Below are 16,391 nucleotides of genomic sequence, written 5' to 3' on the forward strand. Positions count from 1 at the left end.
TATGAATATACATGCTTTACTTGTCAGCCGTTTCTCCGAAGCGTTAGATAAATTAGGTGCAGAAAACGCACCCGTGCCAGTGGCACGCAGTTCACGTCCTGAGTTCGGTGAGTATCAGTTCAACGGTGCCATGGCGCTGGCTAAACAGTTACGTCAGAAGCCCCGCGATATCGCAGAGAAAATTGTTGAGCTTGTGAATCTTGATGATGTTGCCAGCAAGCTGGAAGTGGCTGGTCCGGGTTTCATCAACGTTCACCTGAGCGACACCTGGCTGGCTAATCAGTGCGAACTGGCGCTTCACGATCCGCGCATCGGCGTAGCGAAAGATGCTGAACAGACCATCGTAGTGGATTACTCTTCGCCAAACCTCGCCAAAGAAATGCACGTGGGTCACCTGCGCACCACCATCATTGGCGATGCCGTGGTGAAAGTACTGGAATTCCTGGGCCACAAAGTGATTCGTCAGAACCACATGGGCGACTGGGGCACGCAGTTCGGTATGTTGCTGGCGCACCTGTCTGACAAACTGGAAAACCAGATGGCGGAAACCGCGCTGTCTGATTTGGAAGACTTTTACCGTGAAGCAAAAGTGCGCTTTGACGAAGAAGAAGGTTTTGCTGACCGTGCCCGTGAATACGTGGTGCGCTTGCAGGGCGGTGATGAGCAATGTCTCAAGCTGTGGGATCAGTTTATCGATATTTCGATTAAGCACAGCGAAGAAGTGTACGACAAGTTGAATGTGAGCCTGACCCGTGAAGACATCATGGGTGAGTCGGCTTATAACGACGATCTGGCAAACGTGGTTGCTGACCTTAAAGAAAAAGGTATCGTGGTAGAAGATCAGGGCGCGCAGGTAGCGTTCCTGTCTGAACTGGCCGATAAAGAAGGTAAGCCAGCGGTATACATTGTGCAAAAATCCGGTGGTGGTTATCTTTATTCCACAACTGACCTGGCAGCTATCCGCTATCGTTGTGGCAAGCTACAGGCAGACCGCACGCTTATTCTGACTGATGCCCGTCAGGCACTGCACTTTAAACAAACTGAAATTGTGGCCCGCAAAGCAGGCTTCATCAGTGACGAGCAAACCTACGAGCATTGCCCATTCGGTATGATGCTGGGCAGCGACGGCAAGCCGTTCAAGACCCGGACCGGCGGCACAGTGAAGCTGGTGGAATTGCTGGATGAAGCGGTTGAGCGTGCCGGTAAGCTGATTTCTGAGCGCGATACTGATTTGTCTGAAGCGGAACTGAAAGAAGTGGCGGACAAAGTCGGTATTGGCGCAGTTAAATACGCTGATCTGAGCAAAAACCGGACGACCGACTACGTGTTCAACTGGGACACCATGCTGAGCTTTGAAGGTAACACGGCGCCGTATCTGCAATACGCTTACACCCGTGTGCAGAGTATCTTCCGTAAGTCAGGTATTTCTCCACAGGATTTAACCGGCGCGATGCGCTTCACCGAGAAACAGGAGCACGCCTTGGCGGTCTTGCTGCTGCAATTTGAAGAAGTGATTGGCGTAGTTTCTCGTGAAGCAACTCCGCACGTGCTGTGTACTTACCTGTACGACGTAGCAAGTGCGTTTATGAGCTTCTACGAAGCCTGCCCAATTCTCAAAGACGGCATTGAAGAAGACGTTCGTAATAGCAGACTCGAGTTGGCTGCATTGGTTGCGAAAACCCTGGAACAGGGCCTATCGCTGCTAGGCATCGAAACCCTCGAGAAAATGTAGCGCGCTGCGCTTCGGCCTATCGGAGGGACGGTGTTGATGAGCGATGACACGCCGTGAACTCATCCCTGAGGGCTCGGCAGCCGCATCCTTGCGGCTGACGGTCCTCGCTCCCCAACACCTTACCCCCTGCGGGCTCAGCGATAGCAACTGTGCTCTATTCGCATTAGCTTCCCTGCGGCAGACGGTTTCAGATTGAAATCACTTCGTACGCTTATCGATTACGCCGCATAACTGAACCTAAGCACATCTGTCACGCCACATCAGGCTTTTTGTCCTGTTTCCGGAATCAGTCTCAATCTATAGCATGAAATTCGGAGTTTGCTTATTGACTAAGAAAACTCTAGTCATATCGAAATATGTTTTACTTTGATGATGGGTTTCAAATAATTCAGCTTTTCAGAAATAACTGAAAAAAAATTTTATATCAATCAATAATCTAAAGGAACTAGCAATGTATGAATTGAATAGTAATGAATTAGAGCAAGTAAGTGGTGCATTGAGCGCTGAACGCGGTGCGATTGCTGAAGCAGCTATCGCTGGATCAGCATTCGCTGTTGGTATGACCGGAGTTGGATTAATTGCGACTGGTGCGGTTCTTGCTTGCGTATATTTAATGGATGACTAATCGTTCAAATAAATACTACGGGAGTTTTTCCGTAGTATTTATACTCACCAAGGAAAGTGGTCAGCTATGATAGTCATGAAAACGGGATCAACCCCCAAAAAAGTCAACAATCCAGAAGAATTTATAAATCGTTGGCGTCCCGTTGATGGGTGGTTGATTGCTGACAAAAAACTTTATGTGCTTCCGACACATCATTCTGAATTCGGGAATGCTTTTTACTACGCTTATTGCAAAAAAGTAAAATCGAACCTGTTGGCAATATTACTATGCGGATTTTTCTTAATAGCGGTATTAATTTTAAAGCCAGTGGATAACTATCAGAATCACCTTGTTATATTAACTCTTATTTTAGCTTTTGCCATAGTCGATAACATTCTATGCGTCAGGAGCATCAATAGCTGTCGTCAGAAAGTTGAGTTTTTATATAATTTTAAAGGCGCTTTTGAACTAACGGTTTTTCCATTAGCTATGTTTATGTGCGGTATTTTTTTAACGCAGTGGATAATGGAGTTGAATCTAGGAGGCTTAGAACCTTTAGTTAAATTAGCAGGGAATTACTATCCCGTCATCCAGATTTCTTCTTACTGGCGCTTTGTAACAGGTTCTCTGATTCATGGCGATTTTCAACACTGGTTATTAAATTCCATATTGACAATACTGTTTGCCTCAACAATTCCAAATATTAAGCCAACTAAAACAATAATCTTTCTAATTACTGGCGCAGCAATTTCTCATTGCACGACATTTATCGTAAATGCATATAGTGCTTCTGCGTTTGACTGTCTACTGGGTATATCTGGCGGCACATTTTTTCTTTTAGGCTACTCTATTGCTGTGCATCTGCAACTGAGATCCAAAAGTACTGCAGTGACGCTTCTTGCGGTCATGACGATAAGTGAAATTTCACTTTTGCTGTTATCAGTTAACACAAGTCATGTTGCACACCTGAGTGGGTTTGCGTCCGGCATAGCCTATGCTCTTCTCAAGCCTCTGAAACTCACTTATCCATTCAATAACAAATGATGTTCTGAAACGAGGTGGATTCGGTAAGTGCTTTATAGCCGTGAGGTTGATCAGCATGAAAACGCAGGCTTTGGCCAGTTTTTAGGTCGTGCCATGATTTGTCAAAAAATACCGACAATTCACCACTGAGCACCTGCACATGCTCTATGACGCGGGTGGCGTGAGGTTCAGAATGTTGCTCATGATGATTCGTCAATAACACTTCCATCACTTCGATACGGGTATCGCTTTCATAGGGAAAAATCGCTTTAACTTTCATGTTGGGATCTTGAGGAAAGTTATCAAAATCGTTTTTTTCCTGGGCCGTGGTAGCAAAAAACGCTGAGAATGATGCATCCAGACCACTGGCAATTTTCCACAAGGTGGAAATCGTCGGGCTGGATTCCTGCCGCTCAATCTGACCAAGCATGGCTTTAGAAACGCCCGTGAGTTTCGCTACGGCATCGAGGCTTAAGCCCTGAGTTTTACGCAGTTGTTTTAAATGTTGTGCGATGTGTTGTTTAAATTCTTGTTCTGCCATCGTAAAAGAGTGTTGTGCGTTATAGCGCACGATGCTATGGTTGAATTGTTTGTGCAGTATAACGCACAGCTAACCAGAAGTCTGTCCTGGATTTAGCTCTTCAAAAGCCAGGGTAGTAATAAAACAGCAGTGAGATTTTGGGAAGCAAATGTATGACATCACTCATAGAAAATTTTGAACGTTATCCGTTAACCTTTGGGGTTACGCCGATTGAATACCTGCCACGATTGACCGAAGCGCTGGGTGGCAAAGTGGAAATTTATGCTAAGCGTGAAGATTGTAACTCTGGTCTGGCCCTTGGCGGCAATAAGTTAAGAAAGCTGGAATACATCGTCCCTGACGCAATTGCCAGTGGCGCAGATACGTTGGTTTCTATCGGCGGTGTGCAATCAAACCATACCCGCATGGTAGCAGCGACGGCTGCGAAAATTGGTATGAAGTGCGTTGTGGTACAGGAAAAGTGGGTGCCACACTATGACGCGGTTTACGATCGTGTGGGTAATATTCAGTTAACGCGTCTGATGGGTGCAGACAGCCGCTTAGTGGATGACGGCTTTGACATCGGTATTCGCGATAGCTGGCAGAAAGCCATAGAGTCGGTAAAAGACGCTGGTGGTAAACCTTATGCTATCCCAGCAGGCGCTTCAGTACATAAGTACGGCGCGCTCGGTTATATTGGCTTTGCCGAAGAAGTGATAGCTCAGGAGAAAGAGCTCGGCTTTAAATTTGACTACATTGTTGTGTGCGTCGTCACCGGCTCAACCCAGGGCGGTATGATTGTCGGCTTTGCTAATCATGATCGTGCCGATACGGTAATCGGAATCGATGCATCTGGTACCGTAGAGCAAACCCGTGAACAGGTTACCGAAATCGTTAACAAGACCGCAGAGCTTGTAGGTCTGGGGCGCGAAATTCGCGAAGAAGAAATTGTCATCAATCCGGATTACGCTTACCCGGCTTATGGCGTGCCCTCGGAAGAGACCAACGAGGCGATTCGTCTGGCGGCCAAAACCGAGGCCATGATCACCGACCCAGTGTACGAAGGAAAATCCATGCAGGGCCTTATCGACCTGACTAAGAAAGGCTTTTTCCCGGAAGGTTCAAAAGTTCTGTACGCCCACCTTGGCGGCGCGCCTGCGCTTAACGGCTATAGCTATCATTACAAAGATGGCTGATGCGAAAAGATTTATGCCAATTGAATAAACTTCCTGCAGCAGCAGGAAGTTTGCTTTCAAGCATCCTAATGCATGTTTCTGTAATTTTACTCATGCTGGTTGTCGGGCCGGGGCATCCTCAACGCCAGGTACAGGGCAGCAGCTGCGAGAAGAGATAATGCGACGGCGCCGGCAAAGGTAACCGCCATACCGCCGGGCAGCCAGGACATGAATGACGACAAAAACTGCCCGGAGAAAAGCGCCACTGATAATATTGCAAGGTTTTTGCCCCGCATGGCAGGAGCACTGAATTCCACCGTCATATGGTTAACCAATGGCACCGAAAAACCGAATCCAGCACCCATCATAACGGCCCCGACAAGGTATCCCGGCATGCCCGCATCGGCGAAAAACATCAGGTGTGCAAAGGCATAAAGAACAAATGACAAGCTAAGCGTGGCGGTTTGACTGATGCCCTGAACTACGCGGGGCATCATCAATGCTGCCAGCATCGCAATCAGTGATACGAAAGAAAGGTAGTAGCCGGTCTGTGCAGGTGTAAAACCCGCAGCACTGAGCTGGATGGGGAGATTAATAATGGCAGTGAAAAAACATATCATCGAAATCAGCGCGGCAAATAATATCGGTTGCAGACTTCGGGAAGCGGCGAGGTTCTCGTCAGAAGTGGTATGGTGTTTTGTCGTTTTCTCAGGAACAGGAATGAAGCATAGTTGCATCACCAACAAAACCCATGCAACGAGATAAAGCACAAAGGGATATTGCCAGCCGACCGAAGCCAGCAGACCGCCGATAAAAAGAAATATGACACCGCCTAATTCAATGGACATTCCTTGTACTGCCATCATTTTCAGACGTTTTTCGCCGCTAAAGAAATGGGATAGCAGAGAGGTACCGGATGCCATGACCACAGCAGTGGCACCACCAAGCAATAAGCGATCGAGCAGCTCAGGAATCAGGCCATGCAAAAACATGCCTGCAAAGCCTGTCGCCCCGTATAAAAAAAGACCAACGGCCAGCGCTTTATAGGCGCCACTTTTGTGAATGAATTTACCTGCAATCACCCCAAATAGTACAACGCCCAGGGCGGGGACCGTGATTAGCCAGCTGGCGTAGCTTTCCATTCCGAGGGCCGGGGCAATCAGAGAGAGACCCGGAACCAGCACACAGCCAACCATGATGGTTAAACTGGCGATTGCCATGAGGGTAAATGTGCCGATAGGAGAGAGTTGTGTCAAAAGTAATGCTCCAATAACCGTTATATGGTTTGCATTGTCCGATATGTGGTTTTTAAAGGGAATAGAGTATGCGATATAACCACGCCACTGAGAGACCAATTCTGGACGGAATCAATATCCAGGCCGTGTTAATCCGGAGATTACTGATTCAACATGAACAAGAAGTTGACTATGATGGACCGCTTTCGGTGGTCTATTCCGCGAACAAAGTCATAAGCAGAAGTAAGTGAAACCTATGTCAAAAAAAGAATCATCCGGTTCTCAGGTGATTGCCAGAGCAGCAAGTTTGCTTAGTGCGCTAGAGCATGCTGCTGTCGGTCTGACGCTGAACGAGCTTGTCCAGGCTAGCGGGCTGCCGCGAACCACGGTAAACCGCCTGGTGCAATCTATGGTTCAGCATGAATTGCTTAGTGCGCAGGACAAGCGCTTTAAGCCGGGGCCTGCAATCACGCGGTTAGCTGCCACCGCGCATCACGATGTAACAAGCCGTGTTGAGCCGCTGCTTGAAAAACTGGCAAAACGCACCGGCGAAACCGTGGACTTTTGTGTACTGCGCTCAGCACATATGGTGTCTGTAAAGCAGCAGTTGTCACAGCACGAACTCAGGGTGGCTTCTCCGCTGGGCACGGCGTTTCCGGCGCATACGTGTGCCCACGGAAAAGCCGTACTGGCTACGCTTAGCGATGAGAGCATTGCTGATATCCTTGGCGAGACGCCGGAGCTGCGCACCGTAAACACACTGACGTCGTTGCCCAGGATTCTCCGGGCAATGGCTGAAATCAGACAGCAGCAGTATGCGATAGATTATCAGGAGCATGGCGAAGGGGTATGCGGCATCGGTGTTGCGCTTTCGCTTCCGGTCAACGAGCGCTACGGCATGGCGCTGGCGGCTCCCACAGCGCGGTTTGAACGCGACAGGGATAGCCTGAAAGGGGCGCTGTTGCAATGCAAAGCCGAAATCGAAGCCTTATTTAGTGATAAAACTGCCGGATAGTTCCAGCCATTCTGCGGAAAGCTGGGAGAGCGGGCAAAATCTCAGCCCGTTCCACTATCAAAATTCCCCTGAATTCGGTAGACTGCGCGGTCTTGATTTATGAGTGAAATGACAAACTATGTTTGAAGTTAATCCTGTAAGAAATGCTATCGAAGATATTCGTGAGCGTGCTGCGGCGCTCCGGGGGTATCTTTGACTTCGATACGAAGTCAGAACGTTTAGAAGAAGTTAACCGTGAACTGGAAAACCCGGATGTGTGGAATGAGCCGGAACGTGCTCAGGCGCTGGGTAAAGAGAAAGTTGCGCTGGAGCAGGTGGTAGAAACCATTCAGCGTCTCGATCAGGGAACGGAAGATGTGGAAGGTTTACTGGAACTCGCTATTGAAGCTGAGGATGAGGAAACCTTCGAAGAAGCCAAATCCGAACTGGAATCTTTGGTTAAAGATCTGGAAGTGCTGGAATTCCGCCGTATGTTTGCAGGCCCCAATGATGCCTGTGATGCGTATATCGACCTGCAGGCCGGTTCCGGTGGCACGGAAGCCCAGGACTGGGCGAACATGCTGCTGCGTATGTATCTGCGCTGGGGCGAGGCACAGGGCTTCAAGACCGAGATCATCGAATTATCTGAAGGTGAAGTCGCGGGTATCAAGAGTGCAACGATTCGCTTTGAGGGCGAGTACGCCTTTGGCTGGCTGAGAACGGAAACTGGTGTTCACCGCCTGGTGCGTAAGTCGCCGTTTGACTCGGGCAACCGTCGTCATACGTCATTCTCATCGGCCTTCGTCTATCCTGAAATTGATGACAATATCGAGATCGATATTGACCCGTCTGATTTACGTATTGATACCTACCGTGCATCCGGTGCCGGTGGTCAGCACGTTAACAGAACTGACTCGGCGGTACGTATTACGCACGAACCCACAGGTATTGTGGTGCAGTGTCAGAACGACCGTTCGCAGCACAAGAATAAAGATCAGGCGATGAAGCAGCTGAAAGCCAAACTTTATGAGTTTGAGTTGCAGAAGCAGAATGCCGAAAAGCAAGCGATGGAAGACAACAAATCCAATATTGGCTGGGGCAGCCAGATCCGTTCTTACGTTCTGGACGATTCCCGTATCAAGGATTTGCGTACCGGTGTCGAAACCCGGAACACCCAGGCCGTTCTCGACGGCGATTTAGACAAATTTCTCCAGGCCAGCCTTAAATCCGGCCTGTAATACGTAAAAAGTGGAAAGGTTATGACCGACCAGCAACACGATGAAAACAAATTAATTGCCGAGCGCCGCGCTAAGCTCACGTCTATCCGTGAAAACTGCCGCGCGAACGGTTTCCCCAACGAATTCCGTCGCGAAAACTACGCTGAAGAACTGCAGGCGCAGTTTGGCGAAGTGGAAAAAGAGGCGCTGGCAGAGCAGGGCAATAAGGTTTCTGTGGCCGGACGTATTATGGCCAAACGTGGCCCTTTCCTGTTGCTGCAGGATATGACGGGTCGTATTCAAGCCTATGCCGACAAAGAAACCCAAAAAGAAATCAAAGCGAAGTTTGGTAGCCTGGATATCGGCGACATCATTGGTGTAGCCGGCGATCTGCACAAGTCAGGAAAAGGCGACCTGTACGTGAACATGGAAAACTGGCAGTTGCTGACCAAGTCACTGCGTCCGTTACCAGAAAAATTTCATGGTCTGAGCGATCAGGAAACCAAGTATCGTCAGCGTTATGTGGATCTGATCACCAGTGAACACACGCGCAAAAACTTCAAAATCCGCAGCGCCTTGATCAACGGTATTCGTCAGTACCTGACTGAGCGTGATTTTATGGAAGTGGAAACACCAATGTTGCAGGTGATTCCGGGCGGTGCGACGGCCAAGCCTTTTGTAACGCATCACAATGCGCTGGACATTGACATGTACCTGCGTATCGCGCCTGAGCTGTACCTGAAGCGTTTAGTTGTAGGTGGCTTCGAGCGCGTGTTCGAAATCAACCGTAACTTCCGTAACGAAGGTTTGTCTACCCGTCACAATCCTGAGTTCACCATGCTGGAATTCTACATGGCGTACTCTGATTACAACGACCTGATGAACCTCACTGAAGACATGCTGCGCAAGCTGGCTCAGGACATTCTGGGTACCACGGAACTGGTGAACACCACTCGTGACAGCGAAGGCGAAGTCACGTCTGAAACGCATTACGATTTCGGTAAGCCGTTCGACCGTTTAAGCATGGGTGAAGCTATTCTGAAATATTGGCCACAAGCCAACGAGGCAGCAATCCGTGATCCGGAAGCACACCTTGATGAACTAAAAGTCATGGCGAAACAGTTGCATATCAAAGAGCCTGAAGTTGATGGCATTTGGGGTGCGGGTAAATACCTGTGTGAAATCTTTGAAGCGACGGCAGAAGAGAAACTCATTCAGCCTACCTTCATCACTGAGTATCCGTGGGAAGTATCGCCGCTGGCTCGTCGTAACGACAACAACCCGTTCATCACCGACCGTTTCGAATTCTTCGTAGGCGGCCGTGAATTGGCGAACGGCTTCAGCGAGCTTAACGATCCGGAAGATCAAGAAGCCCGTTTCCGTAAGCAAGTTGAAGAAAAAGATGCCGGTGACGACGAAGCAATGCACTTCGACGAAGACTACATCCGCGCGCTGGAGTACGGTTTACCGCCAACAGCGGGTCAGGGTATCGGTATCGACCGACTGGCGATGCTGTTCACCGACAGCCCGACCATTAAAGACGTTATTCTGTTCCCGCACATGAAACCGGAAGTTCAGGAGTAACGCTAGCGTTACTTACGAAATACCAAACGGCAGCGTTAAAACGCTGCCGTTTTTTTATGCGCGTTCTATATAAAATCAATCGAATTTCATGCCCTTGTCGTATCAGCAGTATTGTAAATCTGTTGTTTAAATCATTTCAGAAGGGCTGCCAATGACAGGCGACAAACATCACAAGCACCAGGATCATGAAGATCATCAGTCTCCGCTTACCGAAGAAGAAGAGCAGGATGTCAAAGAGCATGGGAGCCTCAATTCGGTCTCACTGTATGCGGTTATTCACCGGGAAGGGCTGGAAGAATTAAAACGCCCTTTTATGTCGTTGTGGTGGTCCGGTGTCGCCGCGGGGATCGGCATTTCAACCTCTGTGCTGGCAGAGGGGATCCTACATACCATGTTCGAAGGCTCAGATAATCAGTTTGCGCTGGAGAACTTCGGTTATACCGTGGGTTTTGTGTTAGTCATTATGGGGCGCTTGCAGTTATTCACTGAAAATACGCTGACTGTAATCCTGCCTTTGCTCACCGACCGCTCTTGGAAAATGCTGGGATGTCTCGGTCGTTTGTGGGGGATTGTCTTCATAGCCAATATGGTGGGCACATTTCTCGCGGCCTACTTAATGTATGGCCTACATACCGTGCCGACAGAATACATTGAAGGGATGAACGCAATTTCAAAACACTATGTTGAACTGGATTTCTCGGAAGTGTTTTCTTATGGCGTGATTTCCGGATTTATCATTGCTGCTATTGTGTGGATGAAGCCGTCGGTGCAGTCTGCTGCGTTTTTCGTTATTGTGATGTTTACTTACCTTATCGCAATCGGTAATTTCACCCACGTGATTGCGGGCTCAACTGAACTGTTTTTACTGGCTTTGCAGGGGGAAGTGTCTGCGTTGCAAACCGTTACATTAATTTGCGGCACGTTATTAGGGAATATCGCCGGTGGAACCTGCCTGTTTGCTTTGCTGGCCCACGGTCAGGTGGCGCAGGAGATTGAGCCTGATTAAACGGAAAGTTGGTTTATCTGTTGGTAAAGCCGCGCGTTGGTGGGAACGGCAATGCGCTCACCCGCGGCTTTCGACAACAGATAGCCAGTGATAGCGTCTATCTCTGTTTGTCGCTGATGAGCGATATCCTGATGCATACTGGAAAAGTTATCTGCGGTGGCCTGGGCCACCGTTTTTATGCGAGCCAGTATGGTTTCAGCGTTTTCATTCAGCCCACAAACCTGCATAACTTCAGCAATCTCACGACTTAGTGCGTCAAGAACTGCGACAAAGCGAGGTGCCAATATCTGACCATTTCGAATATTGTGGATGGCGGTGAGCGGATTAATCGCCAGGTTTACCGACAACTTTTGCCAGAGTGACAGATAAATATCTTCACACCATGTAACGGGCGGAAAGGCAGTTTCAACAATCGTTCTCATCTTGTCATCGGTGGCTGGGTCGGCCGGTGTGGACAACGAGCGGCCTGCCAATGTAGTCCCCATTCCTGTATGCCGCACTGATTCGTGATTGGTTTTCAAAGCACCGTGACTGGTGGTGGCTTGATAGATACGTTGCAAAGGCAAAATCTTGCGCGCTATTTCTTCGCCCCCCATGCCGTTTTGCAATAGCAGAATGGGGCTGTCGCTTATCACTGCTTGCCACTGAAGCAATGCTGCTTCAAGTTGATAAACCTTCAATGGCAATACAACAAGATCATAGGTAAGGGGTGTACCGGTGGGCGAAATATCTTCCGCGTAACTCGATATTTGTTTGCCATCGAATAAGGCAACGCTTTTCACACCGGTTTTATGTTCACGCATTCCCCGGTGCACCATGACATCATTTGCTGACGCAAAAGCGGCAAACAGCGAACCGATGGCACCATCACCAATAATACACACGTTATTTTGCGTCATTCATCGTCCCGTCTGGTTGGCAAAGTAAAAGCGGGCCAGGGGAGTGAAGTCACGCAGGGCTGTTTTTCAAGCCATGTGGTGAAAAGCGGGGAAGTAAAGAATTCACCGTCTTGCGGCAGACAATGAATGGTAAATTTTTGCCCTTCATAGTCGAAATGCAATTGCCAGGCATGCAAGCTAACTCTATCGGCTTGCGGGGCGCCGTAATGGGTGTCACCGAGAATGGGAGCGCCTAGGCTTTTCATTGCAACCCTGATTTGGTGGGTTTTACCAGTCAGCGGTTTAACCTGTGCAATTCGCCCCAAATGGTCGATATGATGACTGAATAACTGGGTAACCGCAGGGTTCTCGCGGGTTTTGGTGAGAACATGTTGACCTCGTCGCCGGTTCTTCATGTCACCGGCAATCGTGCCTTGTTTTTTCGACGGTTTTGCGGACAAGGCGGCAAGATAGTATTTTTGAATATTGCGGGTAGCAAAAAGTTCGCTAAGTACCGCCGCGGCGTTTTTATGCCGTGCCAGCAATAAACAGCCCGAGGTAACTGTGTCTAGTCGATGACAAAGATAGAGCGCGCTATCACCGGTGATTTTTTTTGTTTGCGCAATAACGCCTTGCTCACTATCGTGCATCGCTACGCCCACAGGCTTGTTGATAACGATAAAGTCGGCGTGTTCAGCAATAATTTGTATGGTCAAACCGTTAAGACGCTCGCAAAAGTGCCAAGGCGCTATCATAATCTAACTCATCGATAGCATCGCGTAGCGTTTGCTGCAGCCCTGCATCGGATGTGGTTTGCTCAAGCCAGCTATCCAATTGGTCCTGGGCAATAAATTCACTTTGTTCTAGCGCTCGGATAAAAGCATCCGGGGCGGCGGTGTTGCCTGCGCCTTCAGCGGTAGTCGCCGATGGCGTCATGTCTTGATCAACAGAAATATCGGATGATGGCAGCAAGGCCGATTGTGGATTATCTAACAACGCTGGGTTGGCCTGTAGCTTCGCTAACAGCAACAAGGTTTCATCCATCGCGGTTTTCAGTTCCGGCAAAGAGGCTGGTACAGCAGCATCGGTTTTGAGTTCAGCTTCAGTTTCTTTGCTGGCAAGATGTAGGCGGGTAAATCCCAGGTTGCTGGCAACCCCTTTAATGGTATGCGTATAGAGTCTGGCCTCCTGCCATTGCTGATCATCCACCATAGTCTGAAGCTTATCTGATGCTTGCTGGTACTCGTCGGCGAATTTTTGCAATAAACGCAGAAAGAGGGTTTTATTCCCACTTAATTGAGACAGGCCAAATTCAAGATTAATTGTCTGTTCGGCAGAACTCATAGCATCTCCTCATCAATTTCGGCCAGTGTATTTCATTGTTGAATAAATTGATACATGGGCTACGGAGAACAGGGTTTTCTGAGCTAATTTCTGGTAGTCTCAGTAACAATCTTTATCAAACGCAGTAACAACTTATTCTCGCTAGTGCGCTTTATCATAGGTTAGCAGTAGTGGTTGCTGACGCAATCCGACATGAAATACAAAGAAAAGGAAGCCTGATGACGTTATCTCTCGCCGCGAAAGCCTTACTCTGTGGCAGTGTTGCAGTGTCATTATTAGGATGTCAGTCTCAAAAGCCTGTTGAGCCGACAAACGACACACTGCAAGAACAGCAAGTTCATATACCCTTTGAGAAATACACGCTGGATAACGGCCTGACCGTCATTCTTCACGAAGACCACTCTGATCCGCTGGTACATGTAGATGTTACCTATCACGTGGGCAGCGCCAGGGAAGAAGTTGGCAAGAGTGGTTTCGCCCACTTCTTTGAGCACATGATGTTTCAGGGCTCTGAACATGTTGCCGACGAGGAACATTTCAAGATTATCACTGAAGCGGGTGGCACGCTGAATGGCACCACTAGCAACGATCGTACGAATTATTTTGAAACTGTGCCGGCAAACCAACTTGAAAAAGTACTTTGGCTGGAAGCCGATCGCATGGGGTTCTTATTGCCTGCGGTTAACCAAACAAAGTTTGAGAACCAGCGCGAAACCGTAAAAAACGAGCGTGGACAGCGTGTTGATAATCAACCTTATGGTTTGCGGTCAGAAAAAAACGGGGAAGCGCTTTATCCTGCGGGTCATCCTTATTCGTGGCTGACAATTGGCTATGTGGAAGATCTCGACCGGGTGAATGTAAACGATCTAAAAGCGTTCTTTAAACGTTGGTACGGGCCGAATAACGCGGTACTGACCATCGGTGGCGATATTAATGCTGATGAAACCAAAGAATGGGTTGAACAATATTTTGGCTCAATTCCCCGGGGCCCGGAAGTGGCGGAGCCAGAACCTCAGCCAGTAACATTAGCTGAAGACCGCTATGTAACACTCGAAGATAAAGTTCATTTGCCACTGCTGCAAATCACCTATCCCACGGTTTATGCCCGTCACCCTGATGAAGCGCCTCTGGATGTGTTAGCCGATATTCTGGGTGGGGGTAAAACCTCGTTAATGTACAAAAATCTAGTGAAAGAAGGGATAGCCGTACAGGCGGGCGCTTCTCACCCTTGCCGCGAACTGGCATGCGAATTTCAGTTGATCGCGTTAGCGAATCCACAAAACGGTATGGATTTAGGTGCGTTGGAATCAGTCATCGATAGCACACTGGCAGAGTTTGAAACCCGAGGTGTGAATGCCGACGATTTGCAGCGCACGAAAGGGGGCATTGAAGCATCCACCATTTTCGGCTTGCAGAGCGTATCAGGTAAGGTGAGTGCATTAGCCGCCGGGGAAACGTTCTACGGCAAACCTGATTTAGTGCAAGAAGATCTTGAACGCTACCGCAATGTGACCGCTGCAGACGTTATGCGTGTGTTCAAGCAATATGTGAAGGGTAAACACAGCGTCACTGTTTCTGTGGTTCCTCAGGGCCAGGCCGACATGGCCGCCGCCCCACAGAATTTTGAAATGCCGCCACGTCAAATTCCGCAGCAGGCACAACCTGCCGAAACCGTGGAAACCGTCAGTATCGAAGATGATTTTGACCGTAATGTAGAGCCTGCGGCAGGGCCAGCTCCCACGGTGGAAGTGCCTGAATTCTGGAAAACCAAACTAGCTCCAGCTATCGATATGCTGGGTGTGACCAGTGAGGAAACACCTACGGTAACACTCACGCTGAACCTGGAAGGGGGAATGTTACTCGACCCCATGGATAAAGCAGGCTTAGCTTACGTTACCGCGGCAATGATGAATGAATCGACACAGAATTATTCTAACGAGGCCCTTTCTAATGAACTGGCTAAGCTGGGAAGTTCAATTCGTTTTAGTGCCTCAGGCCGTTACACGCAGGTTTCTGTTTCTACCCTTACCAAAAACCTGGATAAAACCCTGGCGTTGTTGAATGAAAAACTGTTTAGCCCGGCGTTTTTGCAAAGCGACTTTGATCGCCTTAAAGCGCGTATGGTGCAGAGCCTTCAGCAAAGCATGCGGAATCCAGACTATATGGCTAACCGGGCAAAAGAGCTTGTATTATATGGCGATGAAACTCGCGTGAGCCTGCCATCTTCCGGTAGTCTGGAAACCATTGCCAATATTACGCTGGACGACGTGAGAGCATTTTACGATACCTTCTACACGCCGTCTCACGCCAGTATTGTGGTGGTAAGCGATCTCACGCAGGTTGAAGTGGCCTCTGCGTTGTCTTTTTTGTCTGAATGGCAGGTCAGAGACTACGAAATTCCGACTTTTTCTGAATTCCCTCAGTACGAACAGCCACATGTATTCCTGGTAGATAACCCGAATGCCGTGCAGTCTGTGGTTTACATGGTAAAACGCGCAATGACCTTTGATGCCACAGGCGAGTACTTCTTATCGAGACTGATGAATTTCCCGCTTGGTGGTGCCTTTAACAGCCGGATTAATCTGAATCTTCGCGAAGACAAAGGTTACACCTACGGGGCGTCTACTTCGTTCATTGGTGGCAAAACTCTGGGCTGGTTCGAGGCCCATGCCAACGTAACCGCGGTAAATACGGTGGATGCCATAAAAGAAATGATGAAAGAGATTAAGAATTACCGTGAAAACGGTATAACAGACGCCGAATTACAGTTCATGCAAAATGCGTTTACGCTAAGTGATGCGCTGGAGTACGAAACACCGGCCAGCAAGGTGGCATTCCTGCGTCAGTTACTCGCTTATGATTTACCTGATGATTACCGCGATCAACAAACCATGATGATCAAAAATGTAAGCACGAAGGAACTGAGTGAGTTAGCGAAATCACAATTGAATATCGACGACATGCAAATTATTGTAGTCGGTGATGCCGCGAGCCTTAAGGAACCGTTAAAAGCCCTGGGCTTGCCGGTCGAGACGTTATCACTGAATTAGTGAAAGGTTTTTATTGAAATTCTGGTGTT

The 16,391-nt window shown here is 48.7% G+C and carries 14 protein-coding genes; 9 read left to right on the forward strand and 5 right to left on the reverse strand.

What is annotated here, in order from left to right; genetic code table 11:
• The first annotated feature begins 1 nt into the window (after nt 1).
• The 3 genes from argS to ACXAFQ_RS02000 all read left to right on the forward strand — a co-directional run bounded on the left by argS (nt 2) and on the right by ACXAFQ_RS02000 (nt 3,380).
• Nucleotides 2–1,732 (forward strand): arginine--tRNA ligase, encoded by a 1,731-nt coding sequence (gene argS / locus ACXAFQ_RS01990; RefSeq protein WP_474817913.1) that lies wholly within the window; start codon nt 2–4, stop codon nt 1,730–1,732.
• A gap of 451 nt (nt 1,733–2,183) precedes the next feature.
• Nucleotides 2,184–2,357, forward strand: a complete 174-nt coding sequence (locus ACXAFQ_RS01995) for a hypothetical protein (protein WP_474817914.1) — start codon at nt 2,184–2,186, stop codon at nt 2,355–2,357.
• A 66-nt stretch (nt 2,358–2,423) separates the two neighbouring features.
• Nucleotides 2,424–3,380, forward strand: coding sequence for a rhomboid family intramembrane serine protease (locus tag ACXAFQ_RS02000; protein WP_474817915.1), 957 nt, complete (start codon nt 2,424–2,426; stop codon nt 3,378–3,380).
• Here the strand turns inward: ACXAFQ_RS02000 and ACXAFQ_RS02005 are convergent.
• Nucleotides 3,367–3,900 carry a helix-turn-helix domain-containing protein gene (locus ACXAFQ_RS02005; protein ID WP_474817916.1) on the reverse strand — a complete coding sequence of 178 codons (534 nt, stop codon included), beginning with the start codon at nt 3,898–3,900 and terminating at the stop codon, nt 3,367–3,369. The genes ACXAFQ_RS02000 and ACXAFQ_RS02005 overlap by 14 nt on opposite strands.
• A 152-nt stretch (nt 3,901–4,052) precedes the next feature.
• Here ACXAFQ_RS02005 and ACXAFQ_RS02010 point away from each other — a divergent pair, with 152 nt between their 5' ends.
• On the forward strand, nt 4,053–5,075 hold the full coding sequence (locus ACXAFQ_RS02010; protein ID WP_474817917.1) for a 1-aminocyclopropane-1-carboxylate deaminase: 1,023 nt from the start codon (nt 4,053–4,055) through the stop codon (nt 5,073–5,075).
• An 86-nt stretch (nt 5,076–5,161) separates the two neighbouring features.
• Here ACXAFQ_RS02010 and ACXAFQ_RS02015 read toward each other — a convergent pair whose 3' ends face one another.
• A complete protein-coding gene (locus tag ACXAFQ_RS02015; protein WP_474817918.1) occupies nt 5,162–6,274 on the reverse strand; it encodes an MFS transporter in 1,113 nt (370 codons plus the stop codon).
• Nucleotides 6,275–6,545: 271 nt separating this feature from the next.
• Between ACXAFQ_RS02015 and ACXAFQ_RS02020 the strand changes: the two genes are divergently transcribed.
• From ACXAFQ_RS02020 to ACXAFQ_RS02035, 4 genes are all read left to right on the forward strand, one after another.
• Nucleotides 6,546–7,304, forward strand: a complete 759-nt coding sequence (locus tag ACXAFQ_RS02020) for an IclR family transcriptional regulator (RefSeq protein WP_474817919.1) — start codon at nt 6,546–6,548, stop codon at nt 7,302–7,304.
• 118 nt (nt 7,305–7,422) lie between these two features.
• Nucleotides 7,423–8,521 (forward strand): peptide chain release factor 2 gene (gene prfB, locus ACXAFQ_RS02025; protein ID WP_474817920.1). Its coding sequence is split into 2 segments (ribosomal slippage): nt 7,423–7,497 and nt 7,499–8,521, totalling 1,098 coding nucleotides; the frame shifts between segments, so codons are not numbered across the junction.
• Between the two features lie 21 nt (nt 8,522–8,542).
• Entirely contained in the window at nt 8,543–10,084 is a 1,542-nt protein-coding gene (lysS, locus tag ACXAFQ_RS02030; protein ID WP_474817921.1) for a lysine--tRNA ligase, read from the forward strand.
• A gap of 151 nt (nt 10,085–10,235) precedes the next feature.
• Complete coding sequence (locus ACXAFQ_RS02035) at nt 10,236–11,090, forward strand: formate/nitrite transporter family protein (RefSeq protein WP_474817922.1); 855 nt, start codon at nt 10,236–10,238, stop codon at nt 11,088–11,090.
• Here ACXAFQ_RS02035 and ACXAFQ_RS02040 read toward each other — a convergent pair.
• The 3 genes from ACXAFQ_RS02040 to ACXAFQ_RS02050 are packed head-to-tail and all read right to left on the reverse strand — an operon-like array spanning nt 11,087 to nt 13,312.
• On the reverse strand, nt 11,087–11,989 hold the full coding sequence (locus ACXAFQ_RS02040; RefSeq protein WP_474817923.1) for a ketopantoate reductase family protein: 903 nt from the start codon (nt 11,987–11,989) through the stop codon (nt 11,087–11,089). The genes ACXAFQ_RS02035 and ACXAFQ_RS02040 overlap by 4 nt on opposite strands.
• Nucleotides 11,986–12,723: a TIGR01621 family pseudouridine synthase gene (locus ACXAFQ_RS02045; RefSeq protein WP_474817924.1), complete on the reverse strand. Its 738-nt coding sequence runs from the start codon at nt 12,721–12,723 to the stop codon at nt 11,986–11,988. Before ACXAFQ_RS02045 ends, ACXAFQ_RS02040 begins: the two co-directional genes overlap by 4 nt.
• Nucleotides 12,689–13,312 (reverse strand): Hpt domain-containing protein, encoded by a 624-nt coding sequence (locus ACXAFQ_RS02050; RefSeq protein ID WP_474817925.1) that lies wholly within the window; start codon nt 13,310–13,312, stop codon nt 12,689–12,691. The genes ACXAFQ_RS02045 and ACXAFQ_RS02050 overlap by 35 nt, the downstream gene beginning before the upstream one ends.
• A 218-nt stretch (nt 13,313–13,530) precedes the next feature.
• On the opposite strand from ACXAFQ_RS02050, the gene ACXAFQ_RS02055 reads away from it, so the two are divergent.
• A complete protein-coding gene (locus tag ACXAFQ_RS02055; RefSeq protein WP_474817926.1) occupies nt 13,531–16,362 on the forward strand; it encodes a M16 family metallopeptidase in 2,832 nt (943 codons plus the stop codon).
• Nucleotides 16,363–16,391 lie beyond the last annotated feature (29 nt).

This window comes from Alteromonas sp. ABH2_165 (assembly GCF_056159945.1).

Excerpts from the sequence above, each read along its gene's own strand:
- argS (WP_474817913.1), top strand. The coding sequence starts at position 2 with ATGAATATACATGCTTTACTTGTCAGCCGTTTCTCCGAAGCGTTAGAT.
- ACXAFQ_RS01995 (WP_474817914.1), top strand. The coding sequence starts at position 2,184 with ATGTATGAATTGAATAGTAATGAATTAGAGCAAGTAAGTGGTGCATTG.
- ACXAFQ_RS02000 (WP_474817915.1), top strand. The coding sequence starts at position 2,424 with ATGATAGTCATGAAAACGGGATCAACCCCCAAAAAAGTCAACAATCCA.
- ACXAFQ_RS02005 (WP_474817916.1), bottom strand. The coding sequence starts at position 3,900 with ATGGCAGAACAAGAATTTAAACAACACATCGCACAACATTTAAAACAA.
- ACXAFQ_RS02010 (WP_474817917.1), top strand. The coding sequence starts at position 4,053 with ATGACATCACTCATAGAAAATTTTGAACGTTATCCGTTAACCTTTGGG.
- ACXAFQ_RS02015 (WP_474817918.1), bottom strand. The coding sequence starts at position 6,274 with ATGGCAATCGCCAGTTTAACCATCATGGTTGGCTGTGTGCTGGTTCCG.
- ACXAFQ_RS02020 (WP_474817919.1), top strand. The coding sequence starts at position 6,546 with ATGTCAAAAAAAGAATCATCCGGTTCTCAGGTGATTGCCAGAGCAGCA.
- lysS (WP_474817921.1), top strand. The coding sequence starts at position 8,543 with ATGACCGACCAGCAACACGATGAAAACAAATTAATTGCCGAGCGCCGC.
- ACXAFQ_RS02035 (WP_474817922.1), top strand. The coding sequence starts at position 10,236 with ATGACAGGCGACAAACATCACAAGCACCAGGATCATGAAGATCATCAG.
- ACXAFQ_RS02040 (WP_474817923.1), bottom strand. The coding sequence starts at position 11,989 with ATGACGCAAAATAACGTGTGTATTATTGGTGATGGTGCCATCGGTTCG.
- ACXAFQ_RS02045 (WP_474817924.1), bottom strand. The coding sequence starts at position 12,723 with ATGATAGCGCCTTGGCACTTTTGCGAGCGTCTTAACGGTTTGACCATA.
- ACXAFQ_RS02050 (WP_474817925.1), bottom strand. The coding sequence starts at position 13,312 with ATGAGTTCTGCCGAACAGACAATTAATCTTGAATTTGGCCTGTCTCAA.
- ACXAFQ_RS02055 (WP_474817926.1), top strand. The coding sequence starts at position 13,531 with ATGACGTTATCTCTCGCCGCGAAAGCCTTACTCTGTGGCAGTGTTGCA.